General features: G+C 42.0%; 26 protein-coding genes and 1 pseudogene. 12 read left to right on the top strand and 15 right to left on the bottom strand.

Going from position 1 to position 25,024, the window contains the following annotated elements; translation table 11 throughout:
* Positions 1-218 (bottom strand): annotated as a pseudogene (locus AB4238_RS07545) (protein kinase); the annotation flags it as partial.
* Positions 219-471: 253 nt separating this feature from the next.
* Here AB4238_RS07545 and AB4238_RS07540 point away from each other — a divergent pair.
* Positions 472-1,791, top strand: a complete 1,320-nt coding sequence (locus AB4238_RS07540) for an ABC1 kinase family protein (RefSeq protein WP_372032586.1) — start codon at positions 472-474, stop codon at positions 1,789-1,791.
* 26 nt (positions 1,792-1,817) lie between these two features.
* On the opposite strand, the gene AB4238_RS07535 is transcribed toward AB4238_RS07540, so the two are convergent.
* The 3 genes from AB4238_RS07535 to AB4238_RS07525 form a co-directional block, all read right to left on the bottom strand.
* Positions 1,818-2,540 (bottom strand): DUF599 domain-containing protein, encoded by a 723-nt coding sequence (locus AB4238_RS07535; protein WP_372032585.1) that lies wholly within the window; start codon positions 2,538-2,540, stop codon positions 1,818-1,820.
* Positions 2,541-2,588: 48 nt separating this feature from the next.
* A complete protein-coding gene (gene rsmS, locus AB4238_RS07530; RefSeq protein WP_371993545.1) occupies positions 2,589-2,750 on the bottom strand; it encodes a pleiotropic regulatory protein RsmS in 162 nt (53 codons plus the stop codon).
* A 214-nt stretch (positions 2,751-2,964) separates the two neighbouring features.
* Positions 2,965-5,199, bottom strand: coding sequence for an EAL domain-containing protein (locus tag AB4238_RS07525; protein ID WP_372032583.1), 2,235 nt, complete (start codon positions 5,197-5,199; stop codon positions 2,965-2,967).
* Positions 5,200-5,607: 408 nt separating this feature from the next.
* Here AB4238_RS07525 and AB4238_RS07520 point away from each other — a divergent pair, with 408 nt between their 5' ends.
* Complete coding sequence (locus AB4238_RS07520) at positions 5,608-5,835, top strand: hypothetical protein (RefSeq protein WP_371993541.1); 228 nt, start codon at positions 5,608-5,610, stop codon at positions 5,833-5,835.
* Between the two features lie 362 nt (positions 5,836-6,197).
* On the opposite strand, the gene AB4238_RS07515 is transcribed toward AB4238_RS07520, so the two are convergent.
* On the bottom strand, positions 6,198-6,968 hold the full coding sequence (locus AB4238_RS07515; protein WP_372032582.1) for an ABC transporter permease: 771 nt from the start codon (positions 6,966-6,968) through the stop codon (positions 6,198-6,200).
* A 323-nt stretch (positions 6,969-7,291) separates the two neighbouring features.
* On the opposite strand from AB4238_RS07515, the gene pepT reads away from it, so the two are divergent.
* The 4 genes from pepT (at position 7,292) to AB4238_RS07495 (ending at position 10,862) form a co-directional block, all read left to right on the top strand.
* The gene (pepT, locus tag AB4238_RS07510) at positions 7,292-8,524 is read left to right on the top strand and encodes a peptidase T (protein ID WP_372032580.1); all 1,233 of its coding nucleotides are present in this window, start codon (positions 7,292-7,294) and stop codon (positions 8,522-8,524) included.
* Between the two features lie 179 nt (positions 8,525-8,703).
* Entirely contained in the window at positions 8,704-9,411 is a 708-nt protein-coding gene (locus tag AB4238_RS07505; protein ID WP_372032578.1) for an SDR family oxidoreductase, read from the top strand.
* A gap of 88 nt (positions 9,412-9,499) precedes the next feature.
* A complete protein-coding gene (locus tag AB4238_RS07500; protein WP_372032577.1) occupies positions 9,500-10,219 on the top strand; it encodes a tRNA (adenine(22)-N(1))-methyltransferase TrmK in 720 nt (239 codons plus the stop codon).
* Between the two features lie 127 nt (positions 10,220-10,346).
* Positions 10,347-10,862, top strand: coding sequence for an NUDIX hydrolase (locus AB4238_RS07495; protein ID WP_220737247.1), 516 nt, complete (start codon positions 10,347-10,349; stop codon positions 10,860-10,862).
* Between the two features lie 36 nt (positions 10,863-10,898).
* On the opposite strand, the gene AB4238_RS07490 is transcribed toward AB4238_RS07495, so the two are convergent.
* The 4 genes from AB4238_RS07490 to AB4238_RS07475 all read right to left on the bottom strand — a co-directional run bounded on the left by AB4238_RS07490 (position 10,899) and on the right by AB4238_RS07475 (position 13,961).
* Positions 10,899-11,267: a DUF6768 family protein gene (locus tag AB4238_RS07490; protein ID WP_220737248.1), complete on the bottom strand. Its 369-nt coding sequence runs from the start codon at positions 11,265-11,267 to the stop codon at positions 10,899-10,901.
* 2 nt (positions 11,268-11,269) lie between these two features.
* Positions 11,270-11,797 (bottom strand): RNA polymerase sigma factor, encoded by a 528-nt coding sequence (locus AB4238_RS07485; RefSeq protein ID WP_372032575.1) that lies wholly within the window; start codon positions 11,795-11,797, stop codon positions 11,270-11,272.
* Positions 11,798-11,907: 110 nt separating this feature from the next.
* A complete protein-coding gene (gene gltS / locus AB4238_RS07480) occupies positions 11,908-13,137 on the bottom strand; it encodes a sodium/glutamate symporter (RefSeq protein ID WP_372032574.1) in 1,230 nt (409 codons plus the stop codon).
* A gap of 263 nt (positions 13,138-13,400) precedes the next feature.
* Complete coding sequence (locus tag AB4238_RS07475; RefSeq protein ID WP_372032573.1) at positions 13,401-13,961, bottom strand: DUF4136 domain-containing protein; 561 nt, start codon at positions 13,959-13,961, stop codon at positions 13,401-13,403.
* A gap of 168 nt (positions 13,962-14,129) precedes the next feature.
* Between AB4238_RS07475 and AB4238_RS07470 the strand changes: the two genes are divergently transcribed.
* From AB4238_RS07470 to ruvX, 4 genes are all read left to right on the top strand, one after another.
* Complete coding sequence (locus AB4238_RS07470) at positions 14,130-14,450, top strand: hypothetical protein (protein WP_372032572.1); 321 nt, start codon at positions 14,130-14,132, stop codon at positions 14,448-14,450.
* Between the two features lie 120 nt (positions 14,451-14,570).
* Complete coding sequence (gene yciH / locus AB4238_RS07465; RefSeq protein WP_372032571.1) at positions 14,571-14,900, top strand: stress response translation initiation inhibitor YciH; 330 nt, start codon at positions 14,571-14,573, stop codon at positions 14,898-14,900.
* A 16-nt stretch (positions 14,901-14,916) separates the two neighbouring features.
* A complete protein-coding gene (locus AB4238_RS07460) occupies positions 14,917-15,477 on the top strand; it encodes a YqgE/AlgH family protein (protein WP_372032570.1) in 561 nt (186 codons plus the stop codon).
* Positions 15,478-15,502: 25 nt separating this feature from the next.
* The gene (ruvX, locus tag AB4238_RS07455; RefSeq protein ID WP_372032569.1) at positions 15,503-15,925 is read left to right on the top strand and encodes a Holliday junction resolvase RuvX; all 423 of its coding nucleotides are present in this window, start codon (positions 15,503-15,505) and stop codon (positions 15,923-15,925) included.
* A 97-nt stretch (positions 15,926-16,022) separates the two neighbouring features.
* Here the strand turns inward: ruvX and AB4238_RS07450 are convergent, their stop codons facing one another.
* Both AB4238_RS07450 and AB4238_RS07445 read right to left on the bottom strand, forming a co-directional pair.
* Positions 16,023-16,223, bottom strand: coding sequence for a hypothetical protein (locus tag AB4238_RS07450; protein ID WP_372032567.1), 201 nt, complete (start codon positions 16,221-16,223; stop codon positions 16,023-16,025).
* A gap of 203 nt (positions 16,224-16,426) precedes the next feature.
* A complete protein-coding gene (locus AB4238_RS07445; protein ID WP_372032566.1) occupies positions 16,427-19,222 on the bottom strand; it encodes an alpha/beta hydrolase family protein in 2,796 nt (931 codons plus the stop codon).
* Between the two features lie 400 nt (positions 19,223-19,622).
* Between AB4238_RS07445 and AB4238_RS07440 the strand changes: the two genes are divergently transcribed.
* Positions 19,623-20,633, top strand: coding sequence for an isocitrate dehydrogenase (locus AB4238_RS07440; RefSeq protein WP_371994884.1), 1,011 nt, complete (start codon positions 19,623-19,625; stop codon positions 20,631-20,633).
* A gap of 80 nt (positions 20,634-20,713) precedes the next feature.
* Here the strand turns inward: AB4238_RS07440 and rlmM are convergent, their stop codons facing one another.
* From rlmM to AB4238_RS07420, 4 genes are all read right to left on the bottom strand, one after another.
* Positions 20,714-21,796: a 23S rRNA (cytidine(2498)-2'-O)-methyltransferase RlmM gene (gene rlmM / locus AB4238_RS07435; RefSeq protein WP_372032564.1), complete on the bottom strand. Its 1,083-nt coding sequence runs from the start codon at positions 21,794-21,796 to the stop codon at positions 20,714-20,716.
* A 107-nt stretch (positions 21,797-21,903) separates the two neighbouring features.
* On the bottom strand, positions 21,904-22,290 hold the full coding sequence (locus AB4238_RS07430; protein ID WP_372032563.1) for a DUF423 domain-containing protein: 387 nt from the start codon (positions 22,288-22,290) through the stop codon (positions 21,904-21,906).
* Positions 22,291-22,369: 79 nt separating this feature from the next.
* Positions 22,370-22,993: an alpha/beta fold hydrolase gene (locus AB4238_RS07425; RefSeq protein WP_372032588.1), complete on the bottom strand. Its 624-nt coding sequence runs from the start codon at positions 22,991-22,993 to the stop codon at positions 22,370-22,372.
* Between the two features lie 88 nt (positions 22,994-23,081).
* Positions 23,082-23,993 carry a transcriptional regulator GcvA gene (locus tag AB4238_RS07420; RefSeq protein WP_020913648.1) on the bottom strand — a complete coding sequence of 304 codons (912 nt, stop codon included), beginning with the start codon at positions 23,991-23,993 and terminating at the stop codon, positions 23,082-23,084.
* 182 nt (positions 23,994-24,175) lie between these two features.
* Between AB4238_RS07420 and AB4238_RS07415 the strand changes: the two genes are divergently transcribed.
* Complete coding sequence (locus AB4238_RS07415) at positions 24,176-24,406, top strand: hypothetical protein (protein ID WP_372032561.1); 231 nt, start codon at positions 24,176-24,178, stop codon at positions 24,404-24,406.
* The last annotated feature ends 618 nt before the right edge of the window (positions 24,407-25,024 follow it).

Here is a 25,024-nt window from a genome sequence, read left to right as displayed (position 1 = left end):
ATGCAATTGGTATTACTCGTTAAGAACAGTAGTTTCAGTTTAGTTAAACTGGAGAGGTTGCTTGGCAGCTGAGACAGCTTATTCCCGGAAAGATCTAGCACTTCTAACGTATCAGCAAGCGTAAAAATAGCGTCTGGAAACGCTGTTAACTCCTCTGAGATAGTGAGTCGTTTAATACCTTTTAGTTCACCTGAAGCGAGTTGTGCCAAAGCATGCAAAATCAGCTGCCTTTATTATTTATAATCGAAGATTCAAAATGGCGGCAATGGTAATACATCTCCAATAAATGAGAAAGCTGCGATTAGAACTAAACCGATAATGGATATAGATAGTCCTAATAGATAGTCCTAACAGATAGCTCTGCTTTAAGCTGATCCATATTTACTTTATAACGTATTGCTTTAGCATGAGTTAAGCATCAGTAATAAATTGTTTTACGCTGCTAGTAATAGCAGCAGAGGTCAAGCCATCATGAAGAATAAGCAAGCCGCTAAAGTACCAACCAGCCGCCTTTCTCGATTATCCTCCTTAGGTGGACTTGCCTCACGCCTTGCTAGCAACGTAGTGTTTGAAGGTGCTAAAAAGTTGAGCAAGGGAGAAAAACCTTCTCTCAACGAGCTCGTAATGACCCCAAAAAATATCACCCATTTGGCAAACAAGCTGGCGGAGCTTCGCGGCGCAGCAATGAAAGTAGGACAAATGCTGTCTATGGACTCGGGAGAGCTGCTACCTAAGGAGCTCAGTGACATACTTTCTAAACTACGTTCTGATGCTAAAGCCATGCCTCATAAACAGTTAATCGTTATTCTCAAATCGAACTGGGGCGACGATTGGCTCGACCCTTTTACACATTTTGAATTATCGCCGTTTGCTGCAGCCTCTATTGGTCAAGTGCATCAGGCAACGTTGGGCTCTGGCGAAAAGCTAGCAGTAAAATTGCAATATCCAGGGATCCGTAACAGCATCGACAGTGATATCGATAATGTTGCTACCCTTTTAAAGTTATCTAATCTCATTCCAAGTAACGTGCAGCTAGACCAGCTATTCGATGAAGCAAAAAAACAGTTACATGTTGAAGCCGAATACCTCAATGAGCTGGCAATGCTACAGCGCTTCCAATCCTTTATCGACCAAGGCCAGATTGATAGAGAAAGTTTCGTGATCCCACAAGTTTACCCTGCGCTATGTAATCAGAATATTCTTGTGATGGAGTTCATCGAAGGACAAAGTATCGAATCGATCGTTGCACTTGAGCAGCCGATCAGAGATGCGGTGGCAACAAAATTACTAGCGCTGTTCTTTAAAGAGCTGTTTTGTTTCAAGCTAATGCAAACAGACCCTAACTTTGCCAATTATCAATACCAAACCACAAGCGGCAAACTCGTTTTACTCGATTTTGGCGCTAGCCGAGTTATTCCGAATGCTCTGTCTGCGCAATACAGGCAACTGATGGCTGCCAGTATTGTTAATGATAGGCTCGCGATGGAAAATGCAGCGCAAAATATAGGATTCTTTCAAGATGCTATCACCGCAGCGCAGAAATCTTTGGTGCTCGATATTTTCTATATGGCCTGCGAACCGCTGCGGTTTGATGGGGAGTATGACTTTAGTAACAACACTTTAGCCAATAGGGTTAAAGAGGCTGGTATGGCGATGAGTATGCAAAGCAATGAATGGCATAGCCCACCAGCCGACGCAATTTTTATTCACCGAAAGCTAGCAGGCTTGTATTTATTAGCATCGAGAATAGGCGCTAAGGTCAACGTTAAGCAGTTATTTGAAAACACTTGATTGAAAATAGCGTGTAAAGAAAGCCATTAGGAGGGGTATTTAATCGTACGCTCAGTTTTTAAAAGCTCTTGCCCTTGGGTAATAGCCAGCACCGCTTTTGATTTAAACTCGCGTCGATACAAAGTCACCACCACGAAGATACTCGCAATAATAAGCAGCATCGGATGGAAAAACCAACAGAGTGCCGCCATGGCAAAATAGTAACAACGCAGTCCGTAATTATAGGAGTGCGCGGCTTGGTCTTGCACTACGGCCATCTGCTTAGCATAACGGCGGAGATTTTCATTAAGGCCCTCTTTGTCATAGGGCGCGGCGCCAATCATGACATTCAGAAAGCCATATTGGCGCATAGACCAGGTAAACTGAAAAAATGCCATAACAAAAATGAAAGTTAATACTCCAAGTTTAACCTGAACTAAAGCATGGTTCGGATCGGCCGCATAAGGAATAGATGCAATCACAGCTTCTAAGCGCTCAACTTGAGCAAACAGTGTTAACACACCAGCAAGCACTAGCATGGTGGTGCTTGCAAAAAAGGAGATATTACGCTCAAGGTTTGCCAACAATGCCGCCTCACCGACTCTGATCTCTCGGCTAATGAGTTCGTACATCCAATGGATACGATGTTGATGCAGACATCGTGCAATACAGTTGGTCGTCTTAGCCTTACTTTTAGCAAAGCGAGCGTAGCCCACCCAGCTAATGATAAAACTCAGGATGGCTATAATATCTAACATTGAAATAGTCATAACACTCTCAAAAGTATTGGTAAACACAGATCTTAATTGGGATATAAACTAGGTTTCTAGTTTACTTTCTAGGTCTGAACTGACAATTTTCAGTGCCGCTAAAGCAACCTCTGGAGCGATGTTATTGGATTCGAAAAGAAAAATAAGATCCACCGCCAACTTCACTTCAGCTGGCGCAGCAGCTAATCCTGACTCATTACTATCACTCACGTATTATCCCCGTTAAATTCAGCCAACAAATATTACTCCATTCTAAAGTTATTCTATTCTAACTGGCTTTGAATTAAAAAACAGGATGGATAAGGCGACAGAGCTCCCGTTAGGTTTAACCACATAGAGAACTCAGGGAAAATCCAATTCTATCAGATATATTTAGCAACAAGATCTAAATGCTAACAACCTGACTAGCATGTATATAAAAGTACTAGTGTTGCGTTATCACTTCTAGCAGTGCTGTCTTTTCCATTGGTTTATGAAAAAAATAGCCTTGGATATTGTCGACCTCTTTTTCATTAACAAAAGCCAGTTGAAGATGGCTTTCAACCCCTTCAACCGTAACGTTTAAATTCAACGCACGACTTAACGCAACCACAGCAGAAACTAACGCAGCCTGCTTTTTATCGTTAACATCTCTAATAAAGCTTTTGTCAATCTTCACAATATCTACTGGGAATTCGCTTAGGTAGGATAAAGATGAGTAGCCTGTGCCAAAGTCATCTATTGCGATTTTGATCCCGAGGTCTCGTAACTGGCTTAAAGAGTTAATCAAATGCACTTGCTCTTTCATCAACAGTGACTCGGTAATTTCCAAAGTTAGTTTATGGTAAGGAAAGCCTTCCGCTCGAATCTGCGTCGCGGTTTCTGTTATTGAGTTTATCAAACAGTCTTGCAAGTCATGGGACCAGAACTCAAATGTCGACACATTAACTGACATGCCGATATCTAAACCTAACGCTTCAAATTCCAGTAGGGTTTTCATCGCCTCAACACGCACCCAGCGTCCTAACTCAATGATTAAACCACTCGATTCAGCGGCAGGGATAAACTCATCAGGCCTGACTAACCGACCATCATGACGCCAACGAATGAGCGCTTCTACATGAAGAATTCGGTGCTGTTTGGCACACACTATGGGTTGATAGTGTAATTCAAATGCATCATTTTCTATCGCCAACTTAAGCGCGTTGGTTAACTCAGCGGTTCTTTCGGCATCAGATTGCATCTGATCGTTAAAAAAGTGAAATTGGTTTCGACCTTGCTCTTTGGCACAAAAAAGGGCTTGGTCGGCACAGTTCAACAGCTGCTCTAAACTGCATGCATCTTGAGGGAAACGACTAATGCCAGCGCTTAATCGTGTAAAAACCCGCTGGTGAGAGTCTAGCAAATACTCTTGTGAAACAACTTCATTTAGCCGATGAACCCGTTTTGACAAAACCTCAGGCCGAGCTTCATCAGGAATAATAAGTGCAAACTCATCTCCCCCGAGACGCCCTAAAACGTCATGCGGTCCCATACAGGTTTTAATTCTGTCCGCGACTTGAATAAGGACTTCGTCTCCAAGCTTATGCCCTAAACTATCATTGATCTGCTTAAAATTATCTAGATCCATCAGGATAAAACTGAAGCATGAATTCGGGTTAAATTTCGCTAACTTAATCTGTTGTTCAATTTTTTCAAATAGATGTGGACGATTAACTAATTGAGTTAATGGGTCAAACTTTGCTTGATAATGAATGATTTCAGCCGCTGATTTCTTATCGGTAATATCAGCAAAAATCCAAGCGTAAGAAAATTCGGTTTCACCTGTGTCTTTAAAGGCTGTAACGTTTACGTCTGCGCAGAATATCGTATTGTCAGCTCGACGGCCTAATAGCTCTCCCTGCCATGCGTTACCAGTTTTTATCTGCTGAAACAGGTTAACTAGCTCTTCTTCAGACGATTCCCCAAAGACCAGCTGTGGCGAAAACTCAGCAAGCTCGGACTGACTGGAGCCTAGTGTATTAAAAAATGAAGGATTAGCATCGATTACCGTACCGTTAGCATCGGTGATTAAAATCGCTAACGGCATTTGCTTGAAGATCCCAGCACATAAGCGTTGAAATCTAGATGAGCGATCTCGTTCAATAGCTAAGCTTGCAAGCAGCGCAGCCTCAGATATTAACTCTAAATCATCGTTACTGGGACTTCTCGCCTCACTATAGTACATCGCAAATGTACCCAAGACCCTGCCATCGGCGCCAATAATAGGTTCAGACCAGCAGGACTTCAATCCCACCGATAGCGGTAACTCTCTATAGAGAACCCAATTATCGTGAGTAGCAATATCTTCAACTATAACCCGTTGCCCTGAAAAAGCAGCCGCACCACAAGAGCCGACTTTAGCGCCAATTTCAATACCGTGAATAGCATTATTATAATGTTCAGAAATATTCGGCGCCGCCGCTTTGAGTAGCCGCTTCCCATCGGCACTGAGTAATAATATAGAGCCCTTGCTACCAATCTTTTTTTCTTCAGTAAGACGTACGATTGCATGCAAAACGGACTTTAATGGTGACTCACCCACTAACATTGTTAAGATGGCAGCATAGCGCTTTGCACTTATTGCAGATGTTTTGATAAGGCTTGGAAGGTATTCATTCTTGGTACTATGAGCGTTCATTATTATTAGTATGCTCTACAGATAATTCAAAAATTATCTGTTTATTCTACCCAATAGCTAACATCTTACAATCAGTAAACCGCTTCACCGTCAAAAATCAGACAAAACACTTGGTATATTGCATGCAAAGGTATTATTCGTTAATTAAATATAAATTTTCAGGATAGTTAGCTAGCAGCTTTTGGAGTATTTAACCACTTGGTCTCCATAATTAGAGATTGGCTAGTAACAAATGCTAAAAATGTTAAAATTAAATAGGAATCGTTCAATATTTTGGATTACCAGTGATCACAGCATCCCTTCCACATTAGCTTATACCTGTGTCACCTGATGCTAGCATCCTCAAGTAGAACGGGTATATACTCGGCCTCTGTAAATACAAGTCGTCACTATTTAAGGTAAGCCCAAATGGCAAAGATGGATTTCTCAGTAATCAATGACAGCACCGCTAAATCTTTTAATGAGCAAAAAAATCTTATTAAAAGAGTTTTTAAAGGAAATACCGTACTTTGCCCTATATGTAATAAAGCATTAGAGATGAAGTTACCGACTAAAGATCAGCAAGAGACAATCTCGGGGATCCGCTGTAAGAAAGGCTGTACTGATATAGAGCTTGATATGGAATTAGTTCTGTAAAACAACAATATTGGCTGCTTAAATTTCTGCACTAAAGCAGCCACTATGTAGAAACCTTATTGCTATTAAAACTCATAGGTTATACCTAATCCAAAGCCACTAGATGCCATATCAAATATAAAGTCATTGTCGTCATAATCAATGTCTAAGTACCTAAAACTGTATTTTAGTGCCCAGTTTTCAGAAAGGTCCAGCACAAAGCTTAAGGTTATAAATCGTCGTGATAATTAGCTAACAGTAAGCGTAGTAGAGATTCAATGGATTACCTAGAATAGATCAAATGAGTTGCAAAAAGCTGCAGCGCTTAGGAGTATCGGTCCTTGTCAGTTTTAATCGGCAATCATGTAATAGTCTACGGCAGACTAGGGAACGCGCTTGACTCTTCCATTGACTGTTACCGCTGTTTTAATACTCAGTAGTAGCGAACTTGATACTGAAACCGTTAAAGTGACAAAAATAGCGACTAAAATAACAATTTGGTACTTAATCGCGATCAATGGATCCACTCCACCTAATATCTGGCCTGTCATCATTCCTGGTAGGGTGACTAAGCCCGTGGTAGCCATTGAAGCTAATATTGGCGCAAAAGACTGTTGCATAGAAGTTTGAATAAACGGTAATGCTGCTTGATAGCTACTTGCACCAAGCGCCAAAGCCCCCTCGTATTCAGCTTGCCTATCCTCAAAAGCACCGAACAAGCGCTGTAAAGCCACAATATTGCCACTTAAGCAGTTCCCCAATAACATCCCTGCTGTTGGTATTAAATATTGAGCGCTGTAGAGCGGTTCAGGAGACAACAAATACACTATCATCATCCATAAGACAGGAAACAAGCCTAAAGACAAGCCGCAAAGTACCGGAATATAGAGTAGTCGACGTGATAGCTTGGCTTTAGTAATAATGGCACTAGCGCCAATCAATAGCATCAGCAATAGCCACAACATGTTCACACTAAAGCTATTAAGTTCAAATAAATACTGCAGATATATGCCAACTAGAATAAGTTGAACAAGCATACGCACGACCGCATAAAACATATCTTTATTCAGGCCGAGCTCAAAATAACGGCTAATACCGAATGGGATCAGCAGAATAATCATAAAGCTTGCTAACTGCCACCAGCTAATATCCATCACTACGCTTCTATGTTGCTATATATCTGTAACTAGGCAATATAAATGCAACTGAGATGAAAATCTTGTGATTTCAATGAAATTTATCTAAAAATAAACAATATTGCGTCAATTCAAAGTTGATACAAGAGCAATAAAAAGTAATTAAAGTAAACAATTACCTAGCGCACAATTAAAACATGATGTGGCGAAGTAGCCTTAACTTCCATCTAGAATCGCCAACAATTTCGACATTGGATTAAACAAAACTTGATCAACATCTAATGAATTCGTTTTGCGCCTTGTTAGACTCAGGCCACTTTTCGCTATTAGAAAACTTGAATATGAAGCAATATCTACGTGAACGTTTCCTTAAATATGTCAGCTTTAACACTCAATCTGACAGCCAACATCACAGCGTTCCCAGTACTCACAACCAATTTGTGTTTGCTCAATATCTGCGTCAAGAGCTTGTCAGCTTAGGCTTTGATGAAGTACAGCTGTCAGACAAAGGTTACTTAACGGCAACGGTTCCTGCAACAGTGGACAATGTTCCTTGTATTGGCTTCATCGCCCATTTGGATACAGCCCCAGATTACAGCGGCGATGACGTATCACCACAAGTCATTGAAAACTACAATGGTAAAGCAATAGCATTAGGTCTAAAAGAGACCCTATCACCCGATCAATTTGATAGCTTAAATCAGTATGTAGGCCAAACCCTCATTACTACCGACGGCACCACACTGCTCGGCGCAGACGATAAAGCCGGTATTGCAGAGATCATCACAGCTCTACACCACTTAATCACTCACCCAGAGATCCCCCACGGTAAAGTAAGACTTTGCTTTACGCCTGATGAAGAGATTGGCCGCGGAGCAGACCACTTTGATGTTAATAGCTTTGGCGCTAGCTGGGCTTACACAGTCGATGGTGGTCAAGTTGGTGAGCTCGAATATGAAAATTTCAATGCCGCTACAGCAGTAATAACAGCAACCGGCAATAACTGCCATCCAGGTAGCGCGTTCGGCGTCATGATCAACGCACAAACTATGGCTGCCCGCTTCCATGCAAAAATGCCATTAAAAGATACACCTGAGTTTAGTGCTGATTACGATGGTTTTTTCCACCTAATTGGTATGGAAGGTGTCACCGAAAAAGCCACACTGACTTATATCATTCGTGACTTTGACTTAACCCTATTTGAGCAAAGAAAACGCTGGTTAGTTGATTTAGTTGAAAAATATAACACCGAGTTAAAGATTGGCCAGCTTGCGGTTGAAGTTGAAGACTCTTACCTTAATATGAAGCAACAAATTTTACCGCACCCACATATTATCGACATAGCCAAGCAAGCAATGCTTAACTTAGATATTACACCAATCGTGAAACCTATCCGGGGTGGTACTGACGGCGCACGCCTTTCTTATATGGGACTCCCTTGCCCTAATATCTTCACCGGTGGCCACAATTTCCATGGAAAGCATGAATATGTCTGCCTTGAATCTATGGAAAAAGCGACTCAAACCATTATAGAGATAGCAAAATTGACAGCATCAGAGCAGGTGCGAGCTTAATACCTGCGATAAAGTCTCCTCAGCAAATAAGTTAATGCCGATTCTAAAATCGGCATTTTTTATAAGTTGAGCCAAGGTAGCTCCCGCTTTATCAACGTTGATTTATGGCAGAAAAGATGTAAATCGACTCTGTTTGCATCTACACTATTTACAACCTATTTAGAGAAAGAAAGCCATTTATGAATGCAGCCATTATCGGCGCTACGGGTTTAATTGGTCAGCACCTGCTGCAAAAGCTAATAGACTCTACTGCCTATAACAAAATTTATATGTTAGGCCGCCGCCAAGCTAGCTATCAGCCCTCTAGCACCACAGAGGTTATATTCATTGCCTGCCAATTAGACGAGCTCGCCACACTCTCATTACCAGAAAATATAGATCAAGCATTTTGCTGTTTGGGTACCACAATCAAACAAGCGGGGAGTCAAGATGCATTCATTGCCGTAGATAAAACCGCCGTTGTCGATTTCGTGCAATTATGTCAGGCAAACAGTAACTTTATTGTCACCGCACTTGGGGCGAATCCGCAATCAAACTCTTTCTATAATCGAGTCAAAGGTGAGACTGAAGCAGCGTTAGAGTTGATGCTATCTGACAGAGAGCAGACAAAAGGAACGGTCAATAAGTTGGTATTTTTCCAACCAAGTCTGCTTATTGGCGAGCGAGATGAGCGTCGTGCGCTCGAATCTTTCGGACAAACCATTTTTAACTTTATCTCGCCGCTATTTATTGGCCCAATGAAACGTTACCAGCCAATTGCAGGTGAAAAAGTCGCTGCAGCAATGCTCAACCTTGCGCTAAGTTCACGCTCCAATGAGTCTAACCATCAGTCTATAAACACTATTGAGCCCCGAGTCATTAGAGTAAATAATGAAGATATGCTGTGATTAACCAAATAACAGCGATATGGGGTTTATATCGTTTGAAGATAGATTAGAATGCCCTCCTCTTTTAAATTGAACCTCTACACAGCAGATGAAGATAAGCCAGCGCCTAAAATTGATTGAATCCATGGTGGTTAACCGTTATGACCATATTTGGGATTGTTGCTGTGATCATGGCTTATTAGGTGCCAAGCTACTAGAAACTGATCGCGCTGCAACGGTTCATTTTGTTGATGTTGTCCCTGATTTAATGCGAGAAGTGAGCAATAAACTAGAGCGCTTTTACCCCGTTAAAAATGAAGGAGAACGGCGCTGGCAAGTACACTGTATAGATGTCGCTTTGTTGCCATTGGTTGATAAAACCAATAGCCAACTGATCATCATTGCAGGAGTCGGTGGTGAACTGTTAATCAGCTTGGTGGAAGCAATCATAGCAGCTCACCCACTACAGCAACTTGAGTTTATCTTATGCCCTGTCCACCATATTTTTGAAGTCCGTAAAGCACTCAAAAACCTAGGACTTGGCCTAATTGATGAGCATCTGCTAGAAGAAAACCGCCGCTTCTATGAGGTGCTGCATGTTTCGACTCACTCTAAATTGCCAATATCATTGGTTGGTAGCCAGATGTGGGATTTGACCCGCACGCTCGATCAGCGCTATTTGCAAAAAACCTTATCTCACTACCAGCGTATTGAGTCTGGTCAATTAAGCAGGCGAATTAACACGACAACCTCAGTAACTGATGTTTCAGCTGAAGATGTATCGAATATCATTAAGCAATATCAAGCACTGACACTCGACAAAAAGTAGTGTTTAGCTCCGCTCTAAAATTGCCTTAATAATTAGAGGCATTCAATAATCGTATCGCGTACAATCGGCGACCAGTTACCTTTCCCTCTTGATACAATGCTTGCAAAACATTAGGCCTATTAAAACTATGCAGCTTTTAAGATCCACTATCCATCCTGACCTAGCGTCCCTCGAGGGTGAACGATTCCACCGCCAAGCAGCGCGCGGAATTATTCTTGATGGTGAGAATATTCTAATGCTATACACCGAGCGCTACCATGACTACAGTATTCCCGGAGGCGGTGTAGACGAAGGTGAAGATCTTCGCCAAGGCTTAATCAGAGAGCTAGAGGAAGAAACCGGTGCCAAACATATTGATGTGATCAGTGAGTTTGGTCGTTATGAAGAGTTCAGGCCCTGGTACAAAGAGGGTTTTGACATAGTGCACATGGAATCATTCTGTTTTGTTTGCACTATTCACCCAGAGCTTGGGGAAACTCGACTTGAAGAACATGAGATCCAAAATGGCATGCGCCCCTTGTGGATCAATATCCATCAAGCCATTGCTCACAATGAGCACACCATAGCCAATAGCCCAAAAAAAGGAATGTCGATTGACCGTGAAACCTATTTGCTAAAACGTATAGTAAAAGAGCTTCTGTAACAGTTAAAGGCTTCTACATAGCGAAGCCTTACCAGACTACAGTGACTCTTTCGTCGCAATAGCCAGCTCTAATCGTTTTATCTCACGCTGTAATGCATTACGGTTAACTTCGTTAAAGGTCCACATCTTAATCGCTATCTGCATCATACTGCTGAGCAACAAGGTCACTCCCCAACGGATGAGCTCATGTAAACTTTCAACCACAAAGAAGAACTGATAACCTGACCACAGCATCAAGCCACTGAGTAACAGAGCAATTATACTCATCAACACCATCCAACCGCCTAAGCGACCTTTGTAGGCATCGCCCAGCATCGCAAATAAAGATGCATCCGCGGTTTGTTGTTGACTCAATTGAGCCTTCTCTTTAGCTAATTCTTGGCGGATCTTTTTGTCGATATCCATAACTAATTCTCCTGCTCCAAAACCTGTTTAAATAACTTTCTAGCTCTAAATAAGCGTGATTTAACCGTACCTTCCGGGATCTCCAGAATCTTTGAAATTTCAGCAATACTCAACTCTTCTAAATAGAATAGGTATATTGCCTGCCCTTCAAGCGGTGGCAGTTTGGAAAGCCCTAGTTTGACTCCCTCCATAACCTCTTCAGGCTCTGCTTTGACCGCCTCACACTCGCTAATTTCAATATCCGACAAACTTTTATAACGATTGTTAACTTTCAGATAGTCCAACACTTGCCAACGAACGAGCCGAAACACCCAAGCATTAATGGTTGCTGGATCCTCGAGTTTATAAATTGTTTTCGATAACTTGATCAGTGCATCCTGCACCGCATCTTGTGCCAAGGTGGAATCGCCCGCTATTTTTGCAGCAAACCCCAGCGCACTCGGATAAAAGTGTTGGCACAATGCTGAAAAAGCGTGCTTGTCTCCCGCTTGAGCTTCTAATACCCACAACTCAACTTGCGCTTGCAGCATAGTTTATGTGTCACTCCATCTAGTATTTACTACAAAGACGACTGGCAAATGTAAAAGGTTCATCAGAAATGAAAAAAGGGAGCAAATGCTCCCTTTCAATCTTCTAAATATTAGAAATAGACAAACAGATTGATAATCATTGCATTAATAATATCGATGAAGAAACCACACACTAATGGCACAATAATAAATGCTCTGTGCGCTGCTCCATATTGTTGAGTCACCGCTGTCATGTTAACAATTGCGGTCGCAGTAGAACCAAGCGTCACCCCGCCAAAACCAGAACAGATCACCGCAGCCTCATAATCTTTACCCATCAAGCGAAACACAACGAATATCGTAAACACTACAGAAAGCAGCACTTGCAGAGTCATTACCACCGAGATGTATAATAAACTGCCCTCAAGCTCCCAGATCTTTAGGCTCATCAACGCCATGGTGAGAAACATACCAAGGCAAATATCTTGAATTAAAGACAGACCACGAGAAGCATCTTCGATATAAGTCCGGTCTTTGTGCTTACGACGATTGATTATTGCTCGGCCTAAGTTTCCGATAATGATCCCCGCCAATAAACAAGCGACAAACATAGGCAGTTTTAGTCCCGCCTCTTGCATCGAAAGGTCGATGAAATAACCCACAATAAGCGTCACGTTTAGCCATAGCCAAGCACGTAATACCCCAAAATAATCAACCTTCATATGCGAAGTATTATTTTGATGGCTGGTACCAATATCAAGCTCTTCATTATGATTAGCTTTTACTTGATGACGCTTCATCAAATAGGCGGCGATAGGGCCACCAATCACACAAGCAGAAATGAGGCCTAAAGTATTTGATGCGATACCAAGTTCACTGGCATTGACGATCCCCAACTCTTCAACAAAAGTCGGTGTCCAAGCCATCGCAGTACCAACACCGCCAATCAATGAAATCGATCCCGACATCAAGCCAGCTTTGGGATCTAATCCAAACAGCGTCGCAACAGTTACCCCGGTGAAATTCTGTAAAAAGATAAACACGCTTGCCAATACAATCAGGATAAGTAGCGGCTTGCCACCTTTAAGTAGGGTTGCAAAATCAGCTTTAAGACCAATCCCCGCAAAAAAGTACAGCAATAACGTATCTCTGACTGCCAAATTGAACTCTATTTGAATATCGAAGGCGTAATACAATATGCCAACCACTGCAGCACAAGCAAAACCACCCACTACAGGTTCTGGAATACTGTATTTACGCAACAATTCATAGCGAGAGATAATCCCTTTACCAATAAACAGCGCAATAATGGCGAGCGTGAAAGACACAAAGTCTTTGATCTCTACTAATTGTGGTTCCATAAAGATAGCTATCCCTAAAAATACTTTGAAAAAAACAATACAATCATTTGATATAGCGCCGAAGCGCAGCAAACGTTAACTAGATGTTATCAATACTGAAGTTAACAGATTTTAACCCGATGATATAGCGGAATGAGTATTTCGAATTAGTGAACAGCAGCTTTGTTTATAGCCAAGGTAATATTTTGATAACTACCATTAAATAATCCATTACTTATCTGAAGGCATAAAAAAACGGCCTATCGGCCGTTTAATCAGAAATGCTATTTCTCAGGTTGAGGTGGGTAAGTTTGCAACAATGCGCCTATGGCAGTGTTAACCACCTCTATGCGCTCTTCTGGCGTATCTTTATCACGCACTGTATCAGCTACAGAACCGCGCCACATCAACTTGCCTGATTTAGTATCAACTAAGTCAACAATCAATGTTCCAACTTCATATTCACGTACAGTGGTTTGAGTATGACCCATTCCCATTCCTCTGCCCCAGCCTGCACCATAATATGGGTTGTAGCCGTAATTGCTATTAAAGGTATCGACGTTAATTTTTTTATCGACTTTAGTAAGGTAGTTAACTAATACATCGGCTTTATCTGCGTCAACTAAGCTTAAACCTTTCAGCTGTAGCTGATCGTTAACCGCTGAACGTATCCGCTGATCCATTAAGCCATCAAGATGGTATGCCGTTTTATCAGTTTTTTTCTCAACCCAAGCATAGGTTTTAACATCGGCAAAATTCACTCCAGGATCATAATCGGAGCTTGTCTTAAGTGAACTACAAGCAGTAAGTGCTAATGCAGCAATAATAACTAATACCTTTTTCATATTCTCTCCACCATGCCAAGGGCATTCAGACACTGTTTTAAATAAGCTTACATAGCAATCTATTAATCTACAACTCAATTTTAGTAAATCAGCTTCTGGTTCAGCTTGACTTAAGCAATCAAGTTAATGATAATGATTATCAATTACTATTTAATAGGCTTTTTTATTATGCTTTGGTTCATTATCGCTATTATTGCTGCCAGTATTATGTTTTTCTTTACCCCAGAAAAAGCGGTTCAACATGCAGACAATAGCGCCTCTTTCTTTAATAAGCTAAGCAAACATTCACTACTACTGCTCCCAGTTACCGTTCTGACTTGGTTGGTTGTTGCTATCATCAGTGCTCCAATCACCCCCTTTGCAGGCACTGCTGTCGGGTTTGTACTCACTTCCTGCGCAGTCGCTTTACCTCAGTTGCACAGGTACCTCGCAGTAATTGCAAGCTTAACCTTTGCAGCATTATTAATAGAACTTTCGTTATACCTCTAGCCTTGTTTTAATTCGCCAATGGCATTAGCTATTGGCGAAAGAAGATATCCGCTCATTTGACTCCCGCTTCAACAGCATCTTTGTTAAACTACACTTATCAGTAAATCATCAATAATATTTATGAAATCCGATCCGAACGTCTCATTAGTTTATAGCACCGATATTGGCAGAATCACCGAAGAAAAAGCGACTCAAAGTTCCCCTACTGGTGATGGTATTGTCAGAATACATAAAGACAGTAAGGGCCGAAAAGGTAAAGGTGTATCGGTTATTAAAGGGCTAGGTCTCGCAGAGAAAGAGCTTAAAGCCTTGGCACAAAAGCTAAAGAAACAATGTGGCTGCGGCGGTACTGTCAAAGATTTTTGTATTGAAGTGCAAACAGATAATAGACAGCAACTTAAAACGCTACTCGAAAAGTTAGGTTACACAGTTAAGCTTGCTGGTGGCTAACCACTAAGGACGTTTTATGGATAGCTTAGAAAATCAATTTCTTATTGCAATGCCCTCTTTGAATGATACTTTTTTCGAACGCTCACTGATCTATATCTGTGAACATGATGAAAAAGGCGCAATGGGGATTATGATTAACCGCCCTAGCGGCATCATTGTCGATGAACTGTTACAACAAATGGAACTCGCGGAAGAGCCTCAACCTGTAACCTCACTCGGTAGAGAAGTACTTGTTGGTGGCCCAGTAAACGCTGAGCGCGGTTTTGTACTGCATACCAATCAAGATTGCTGGAGCAATAGCGATTCCATTACCGACTCACTGATGCTGACCACTTCTCAAGATATTCTTAGTTGTTTAGGTTCAGATAAAGCGCCCGATAAATTTCTTATCGCACTGGGCTATGCAGGGTGGACAAGAGGTCAACTAGAGCAAGAGATAGCGGATAATTCTTGGTTATCCGTTCCTGCAACCGCTGAGCTACTTTTTGATATTGAACATGAAGAGCGCTGGCAACTAGCAGCAGAGTCACTTGGCTTTGATATCTGGCAACTGTCCAATTTGGCAGGACACGCGTAAAGTAAGTCAAACTCTGGAGTGAGAAATGAGTTCACAAACTGTATTAGGTTTTGATTACGGAACAAAAAGTATAGGTATCGCAATTGGCCAACAATTAACAGCAAGCGCACGGCCGTTAATGTCTATTAAAGCAGTTGATGGCATTCCTAAATGGGAAGAGATTGGCGCAATTATTACGGAATGGAAACCGGACTTAATTGTAGTGGGTCTGCCTCTGAATATGGATGGCACAGAACAAGAGATAACGCTGAGAGCCAAAAAGTTTGGTAACAGGTTAAATGGCCGCTTCGGTGTCAAAGTCGTTACTCAGGATGAACGCTTAACGACTGCCGATGCCAAAGCACGACTTTTTGAGATGGGTGGCTATAAAGCGCTAACTAAAGGCCAAGTCGATGCCATGTCTGCAGTATTGATTATTGAAAGCTACTTTGAAAACCAATATGGCTAAGCTCTATAACCTACAAACAAAAAAGCAGCTTACGAGCTGCTTTTTCGCTTAAGAAACGCTAAAAATAAAAAAGTTAAGATTTATCTTTTGAATTTGCTTATTCTTTCGCTTGCTCTTCTTCCTCAAGCAGTTTAATCAACAGCTCTAATCGCAGCTTTTCTAACTCCTCACTGCTAGCGACTTTAGCCTCCCACTCAGGTTCCCCTTCCAACGCCTTTGCCCCCGAATAGGCACTATAAGACAACGCTGATAAAGCAGACACGCAAAGTATAAAACCAACTGATGTGATATTTTTCATTATTACTTCCTTGTGATTTAGGTTTAGAGTGACATCCTGCTACTCTTTATTTAGGTTACTTATTGAACATATCAGAAAACACAAGATTTACAAGCCTGATATTATTTAGCATTCCCAGCGTGACTCATTGTTACTTTATGCTTAATTTTAGACATAAAAAAACCGAGGTAACTAATCACCTCGGCTGTTTACAACGCTTATCGCTAATCTGCTTTTTTATACTCAGTGTAAGCTTCACCCGCTTTAAGCCACTGAGGTGCTGGTTTACCTTTTAAATAGTGATCAAAATATTCCATCATACGAATACTGTAATCTAGCTTATTAGGGTACTTTTTAAGGTGATGAGGTTCATCCTGATACTGCAGGAATACCACATCTTTACCAGCCCGACGCATCGCTAAATACAGCTCAACACCTTGCTCCCACGGCACTGCATCGTCTTTATCACCAAACATAATCATCATTGGCGTGTTAATTCGTTCAACATAAAATACTGGCGAATTCTCGATGTACTTTTGTGGTGATTTGAATAGGCTTTCACCTATGCGGCTTTGACCCGTTTCATACTGAAATTGCCTTGCTAAACCACTGCCATGACGTATGCCACTGTATGCACTTGTCATATTAGACACTGGTGCACCTGTAACTGCGGCTTTAAATATATTGGTTTTAGTCACTGCAAAAGCAGTTTGGTAACCCGCCCATGAATGTCCTTGGATCCCAACGCCTTGTGGGTCGGCAATACCGATATCAATTAGATGTTGCACCCCAGAAGTTAATGCTTGTACAGAGCTATCTCCAGGATAACCGACTTCAAAGCGGATATCAGGTAGAAAGACCGCGTAACCATTGTCAGCGAACCAAGCAAAGTTCGGACGATGGTTAAGTTTCATTTGCGGGAACGAATGTAACCTGTCGCTCATAAAGCGATAGTAGTAAACGAGTACAGGGTAACGCTGACCCTCAACGTAGTTAGTCGGCTTAATCAGCACACCATCAAGCGGCTTACCATCGCCATTGGTCCATTGTACTAACTCAGACTTACCCCAGTTAAATGCCCGTCTTTGTTTATCAAAATCTGTCTGACGGGTTGCGTTCTGTGGTGATAAATAGTCAGCGGTATAAAGATCAGGGAAGAGATCATATTGCTCTTTAGAGAACACCACGGTTTCCGCGTCTTTACTACGAGCTAGAAGCTTTAACTTGTAGTCACCGCCTACAAGTTTAGTCACGCCTGCAGTGCCTATTTGCGCTTGATAAAAACCATCACCTTTGGTGATATCGCTATAACCTTGGAGCAGCACCTGTTGGTTATTGCTCAATACACTCGGACTGTCTTTATCGTCAACCAGTCCAGTTACGCGATATTGCACTCCCTCTTTACGCCCCAGACCTGCGGTCAGGTTAAAGGTCTCATGAGAAAGTGTATTTAGCTGCCAGATGTCAAACTTGTCGTAAATAAGCAGCCCAGAGTCATCAGCAAGCCAAGGTCCAAAGCCATATCCTGGCGCATTCGATGGATAATCGTGATCTTCATCGGCAATGGATACATCTAGGTTCTTAGTGACATTAATTTTCCTATCATTAGCAATTTCATATAGGAAAGCATTTCCTTGCAGGTAATAAGCGACAAACTTTTCATTGGGTGATAGAACAGGCTCTGAGCCACTACTCTGTTGACTCAACACTGGAATTTTACGTCCGGTATTAATATCGACTAAATAAAAATCACGATAAAAACCAGCCCAAGTGATCATTTTTCTATAGGGCAGATCAGAACTTGCCAGCGCATAACGCTGCTGTTGCTGAATCTCGACATCAGGAACTTGCAAGTCTGCAAGTTGCACTAAGTTATTACCAGTGACATGCAGCACGGCTAGATAAGTACGCTTAAGCTCTTTCTTATACTGTTTTACTTCATGAGGCTTTATACGAGGATCTTCACCATGCCAAACACGCAGCGCTCGCTGACCGGTAATGATACTTTGATCATACAAGTCCGCTTCTTTTTCTACTTTTGCTAATTCGATTTGTTGGCTAACCTGCGGCACTCGTCCGAAAAACAAGCGTTGACTGTCATCAGAGAAGCGTAATGAAGCGTAACGATTTAAAGTCCACTCTTTTGACGTTGGCGCAGAGGTAATCAGACCTGAATCAATATTGTATAAAGATAATGAATATTCTCGTCCGAATGGTGCTTGCTTAGCATCCCCGAAAGTAAAACCTAAGTACTTACCGTCGTCACTTAATGCCAACGAGCCCAGCTGCTGCTGTTTTAAACTATGGACGATCTTGGCGGTATTGTTAGCCAAACTGACTAACCTTAGCTCATGTTTATCCGTCGCGACATTATTTATCGCAAGGGCAAAGTGCTTACCAGCCTTGTCAAAATTAAATGCGGTAACATCTTTAAAGGTAACTGATTTCAATTCATTAAGTGCAACAAGCTCGACGGTTGTTCCTTTGTCGTCATCATCAACTTTAATGTCTTTTTTACTTGTTTCGGCGTTATCTTTAGCTTTAGCCTCTTTTTTCTTGTCTTCAGCTTCATACCAAATGGCAATATGTGAGCCAGTTTCGTTAAATTCAAACGATTTAACCCGCTCATAACGCAGCTCTTTGCCCGTATTGGTATCGACTAACACCATACCTGACTTAAGTTTCTTCTTTTCTTTCTTTGACGCCATCTCAGTTGTCAGCAAAGGTTGCTTGTCAACAAAGGCAACATAACGACCGTCATGGCTTACCTTTGGCTTGCTGCCACCTTTCACACTAAACTCTTTTTTGGTCACTAGGTTTTTAACTAAACCGTGACTATCTCCCCTGTCCGGTGAAACCTCTACCGCCAGAGTTTTTCCCGTATCCGAAATCACAGGTTTGCTGAGTGATTCGAATCGCATGATATCATCGGGGGTAATTGCGGATGTCGCAGCAAAGAGGCTTGCGGGCAATAAGCTCGCTGTAAATAACAGCAATGATTTACTAGGTAATGACTTCAAGGTCTTCCTCATTATTATATAGTTATTAGACTAAAGTAGACTTTTTTAACCTTTAACGATCAATCATCGTCATAAGCTCCAATTTTTGCAAGTTACCCTACAGAAAAAAACGTGAGATTGCTCACCTTTTCCTGTGAAAAGTGTTTAAAAGTGTTTAAAATACGTCGCACAAAACGAAAATAATACTAAGGGATGTTGCTACTCCTTTAATGGAAGCTGTTGCCCTTGAATAAATGCTGATATGACTCAAGTGTTTACATGTCTGGTATGACATAAAACACAATTGACCCCAGTATTTCTTCAAGTGCAGCATGATAAGCAACAAACCTTTAATCACTTGCTATGTCCTTAAGACATGGTTAGACAATTGCAGTAACGCCTCAGCGCGGTAGGATTATCCATGACAAAAAGAACTATAACCGTAATTCCTGGTGATGGAATTGGCCCAAGCATTATCGACTCAGCAATAAAAATTCTCGATAAAGCAGGTTGTGATTTTGAGTATGAATTTGCAGATGCTGGTCTCGTCGCACTCGAAAAGCACGGTGAATTATTACCTCAGCGCACACTAGATTTAATTGAAAAAAACCGTATTACGCTTAAAGGCCCACTAACCACTCCTGTTGGTGAAGGTTTTACCTCTATTAACGTGAGTCTACGTAAACAATTTAGCCTATACGCTAACGTGCGCCCTGTATTGTCTTTTAAAGGCACTCAAGCACGTTACGACAATATCGATATCATTACAGTACGTGAAAATACCGAAGGCATGTATTCTGGCCTAGGACAAACTGTTTCTGACGACGGTGCAACTGCGGAAGCCACCAGTATTATTACTCGCCAAGGTGCCGAGCAGATTACCACTTTTGCTTATGAGCTAGCCCGTAAAGAGGGTCGTAAAAAGGTTACTATCGTTCATAAAGCTAACATCATGAAGTCAACTTCAGGTCTGTTTTTAAAGGTCGCACGCGAAGTTAGCCTGCGCTACCCAGACATCGAAACAGAAGAGATGATTGTTGATGCAACATGTATGAAACTAGTCATGAGCCCTGAGATCTTTGACGTGATTGTTACCACAAACTTATTTGGTGATATTTTGTCAGATCTTTGTGCAGGTCTTGTAGGTGGTCTTGGTATGGCACCCGGTGCCAACATTGGTAGCGATGCCGCAATTTTCGAAGCTGTACACGGCAGTGCGCCAGATATTGCAGGGAAGAATCTTGCGAACCCAACATCAGTTGTTCTAGCGTCAATTCAAATGCTTGAATACCTAGGAATGAGCGACAAAGCAGAACTTATTCGTAGTGCTATCACTGCAGTGATTGAAGAAGGTGACCGTACAACTCGTGATCTAGGTGGTACTCATGGTACAACTGATTTCACACAAGCAGTTATCGACCGTCTTTCATAAATAAGTCGTCGTACACAAAATATTAAAAAGGCCCCGTATGCTATGCATGCGGGGCCTTTTTTATTCTACGACTTAGGCTTCTACCAAGGTTGAGAAGGCCTTAAGCACAGATGCACGGTCACTTCGTCGCGATCGTGATAAAGATGCTTTGCTGCGATGCTGAAATCATTCACATCGTTCTCTTTTAAGATCTCTTCCATCGTTGCCAATATGGTCGACACCTCTTTATAGCGAGCCTTCATCGGCAGCTTCAAGTTAAAGATAGCTTCTTTAAACCAACCGTTAATCGCCCATGCTTCCACTAATTCAGCCACACGAGATGGCTTCTCAATCATGTCACACACTAACCAGTTGATATTTTTACGTGGTGGCTCAAAACGGAAGCCATCGGCTTGGTAATGTTTTACCTGGCCCGTTTCCATTAACTTTTCATCCATAGGACCATTATCAACCGCAGCGACAAACATACCACGCCTAACCAATTGATATGTCCAACCGCCAGGACAAGCACCAAGATCCACCGCTCTCATACCACTACTAAGACGAGCCTCTTGCTCCTCTTTCGGTATAAAGTGAATAAATGCCTCATCTAACTTTAACGTTGAACGACTCGGGGCATCTGCAGAGATTTTGAGACGAGGGATCCCCATAAAATAGGGAGAGCTATTGCTGCTTAATGAGAAGCCAACATAAGCCTGACCCGGTGCAACAAAACATACGTGAATTATCGGACGCTTTGGATTCTCTTTCTCTAGTAAATTGCCCGACTTTCTCAACGCCTGCCTTAACGGCACGGTAAACTTGCGACAGAAGTTAGACAGCTCTTTTGCTTCATTGGTATCAGGGGTTTCTACTCGTAACTCACCCGCTTTATGAATATCAGCTAACGCCGCTACGATTGGAGAGATACGATCTTGTTCAGGTAATCCCTTTAATAGTGCTTTTGCGGCAAACATCTGCCTAGCAAAGATCAATGAATCAAGAGTGATCTTCTTTGCTAAGACCTCTGCATCTCCCGCTTGGAAACACTGAAAAATGACATAGGCATCATTGGTGTTTGTCTTTACAAATCCACCAATATCGAGCTCAGCGGCACGCACTTGGATCTCTGCCGCGCAATCTTTCTCATAGCCAGCACGGCAAAATAAAAATAGGTTTATCATTGAATTTCCTGAAGATAACAAATAAAAATAGCGGCCAACAAAACTGCTGCCCGCTATTTTACACTTTTACTGCCCAGTAGGGTACTGCCAGTATATTGTAGTACTGTTTAATCAAGCTCTTTAACTCGGTTTTTCCACACTGCGACCGCTATAAACAACCAACCGAGAAGAAAGCACACACCACCCAGTGGCGTGACAGGGCCAGTCCACTTAGTACCGAGTAAGGCATATAGGTAAAGCGAACCTGAAAACAGCACAATACCCAACATAAAGAGGTAACCAGCCCAATCCAATAAACGAGATTTAAGCCAATGACCAGCAAACGCAACTACAATCAATGCGAAGGTATGGTAGAACTGATATTCGACCCCAAGGTTAAAGATGGCTATCATCTCTGCAGAGGCTACATTCTTAAGCCCGTGCGCACCAAATGCTCCAAGTGCAACTGCCATAAAACCGCTTAACGCTGCCAACAATAAAAAACCACTACGCATTTCGCCTCCTGAGCCTCACCAGCTTTACACTGTGAGTTAGATAAAGTTTACGCTAGCTCTACATTACAACGCCTAAGCGCTATGAGCTTATGAATGACTGTATATGTGAAATAGCTTGAGCTAGGTTAGCCTCAAACGTAGTACCTGACGACTTTCTTGGTTTAAAACTATGATCGCCATCGGTTAACCAGTGCAATTTCACTTTACCCATTACTGGCCAAGTTTCCACTAAACCTTTGTGGCCAAACTTATCGCGCTCGCCTTGAATAACCATAAGCGGTGCTTTGCACTTCTCGATTGGCTCAAGCCGAGGCTCACCACCTTTTAGCGGGATAAAGGGATAACCGAGGCACACAACACCGTCAACTGACAAGCTTTCAGCCAGAATGGCAGACATACGCCCTCCCATCGACTTACCGACGAGGAATATTCTTTGTGGCCTAAAATGCTGCTTTAAGATGCTTAGTTGCAAGGCATAATCTGCTATCAATTTAGGTGCTCGGTCTGGCGGGCGTCGTTTACCATCGATAACATTGGCGCGCATATAGGGGAAATTGAAACGCACAACTTGCACACTCTCTTGAGCTAAGCTACTAGCCAACAAGGCCATAAACTCATGCTGCATATTCGCACCCGCGCCATGAGCCAGAATAATTAATGTATCGCAGTTTTGCTTACCATTAACAGCCAGAGGGGTTAACAGGTATTCATTTGCATCATAGGCTAGCTCGTCTGCACTGAGCTGTTCCACAGCAGTTGAAATCGCGCCATCTAGATAAGCTTGCTTTAATTTATCCGGTAAGGAGCTCACTGCGCGTCTCCTCTTCAAACATATCAAGCATCCACTCTCTAAAAGCTGCAACCTTACCAATGTCAGCATGGTTTTGCTGGCAAACTAAATAATATGCATTTTTACTGACTAGAACCTCAGGGAATGGGCATACCAAACGACCAGCTTTAATATCGGGCCTAGCGAGTACACTGTACCCTAGCGCCACACCTTGCCCGTGAGCAGCAGCTTGTAACACTAAAGAGGAGTGACTAAATATGGGACCTTGATTCACATTAATATCCGTAATCCCACATTGTCTAAACCAAGCTTGCCAATCTTGACGGCTAGAATCATGTAACAAAGTGTGATTTTTAAGATCACTTGGTTTCTCTAATGGCTTAGGACCACTTAACAACATCGGTGAACAAACTGGAATAAGCACCTCATTACGCAGTTTATCAGCTCGCATTCCACTCCAGTTTCCAAGGCCATAATAGATGGCAACATCGACGTCATCAGTCAACGAACCATCCTCATCATCTACAGCTTTAATTCGTACATCAATGTCTGGATTTTTTTCACTAAATTTGGCAAGTCGAGGTACTAACCACTGAATAGCAAAACTTGGTGAAGTCGCTACAGTCAAGGAACCAATGGCACTTCTTGCGAGCAACCTATCGGTCGCATCAGCGAGTTGTGTAAAGATATCTTTGATATCAAGAAAGTAACTTTGTCCCTCTTCTGTTAATAAAAGAGAGCGGTTTTTACGCCTGAATAACTTTAGCCCTAAATATTCTTCAAGCGCCTTAATTTGATGACTCACTGCCGCTTGAGTCACAAACAGTTCCTCCGCCGCCCGCGTAAAGCTCAAATGCCTTGCTGCAGCCTCAAATGCCTTCACAGCATTAAGGGGGGGTAGTCGTCTGGCCATAGTGATCGAGATCCCGTTTTTTAATTAGTTTTTCTAATGGGTATTGTTACATTTTATCGTTTGTAAAGGCCAGTGTTTTTGGTTAAATTTTGCGCCAACGAAATGATACTAGTTGGACAGCCTCTACGACGTAATTGGGGAGTGTCTAACAACCCTAAATTTAAGCCTGGAGGCTATTGAACATGTTAAACCTTAAAACTGTATTTGTTATCGCACTTCTATCAGCTTCTACTACTGTTAGCGCTGATGAAATTACTGTTGATACTACTGACCTTGAAGCAACATTAACTGCTAACTTAGCAGAAAGCATGGATTTAATGCAGGTGCAATTAACTGAAGAGTTAAACACTATGTTGGTTGCTGATGAGCAGCAAGATGAGACAGCAACTAAAACAGTTCAGCTCGCTGACTAATCACTTAGCAAGTATTAATACAGTAGAGACGCTCTCAGGCACTTTAATCCGCTGATTAAAGTCATGCCATAGATGGGAATCCATCTCAGTCTCGTAATCATACCAATTCCATCAAAGAGTTGGTCATTCAGCGGGAATTTAAATCACTTTAGACAAGCAAGTGGGTTTTAGTTAATAGTTATTCTATATCGAAAGCCACATGTGCCGTATTAAGGGATTTAAAACCCACACGCAGTGAGCTTTTCAGGACATTCACTGCTGCGTTGCATTGTCTTAAAAGGGAATAACCATTTCTTCCACAATGCGCCTTGAATTGAAAGCCCTGAGAAAGCTCTGAATTGATCACATCTTTAGTGGAGTTGGTATTAATACATAAAAAAGCCACCTATGAAAGGTGGCTTTTTTGTGTCTATTGAAAAATATTCCACTTTAACACCACAAAAAAAGCGACCCTCGGGTCTAATGCCGATCAGTTAAGGCCAATATGATCGGTTGACCGATCTTTACAATGCTTCAAAATCCAGTACAGACTCTTCTTTGTACTGGATTTTTTATGGAACTTTCTGAAGCTTTAGCGCGTACCTCTATCAACCGACTTACCGAGTTCGACAGCCTTGG

It is taken from the genome of Shewanella sp. 10N.286.45.A1, assembly GCF_041470405.1.
Classification (GTDB): Bacteria; Pseudomonadota; Gammaproteobacteria; order Enterobacterales; family Shewanellaceae; genus Shewanella.
This window is presented reverse-complemented; position numbering and strand designations above follow the sequence as displayed.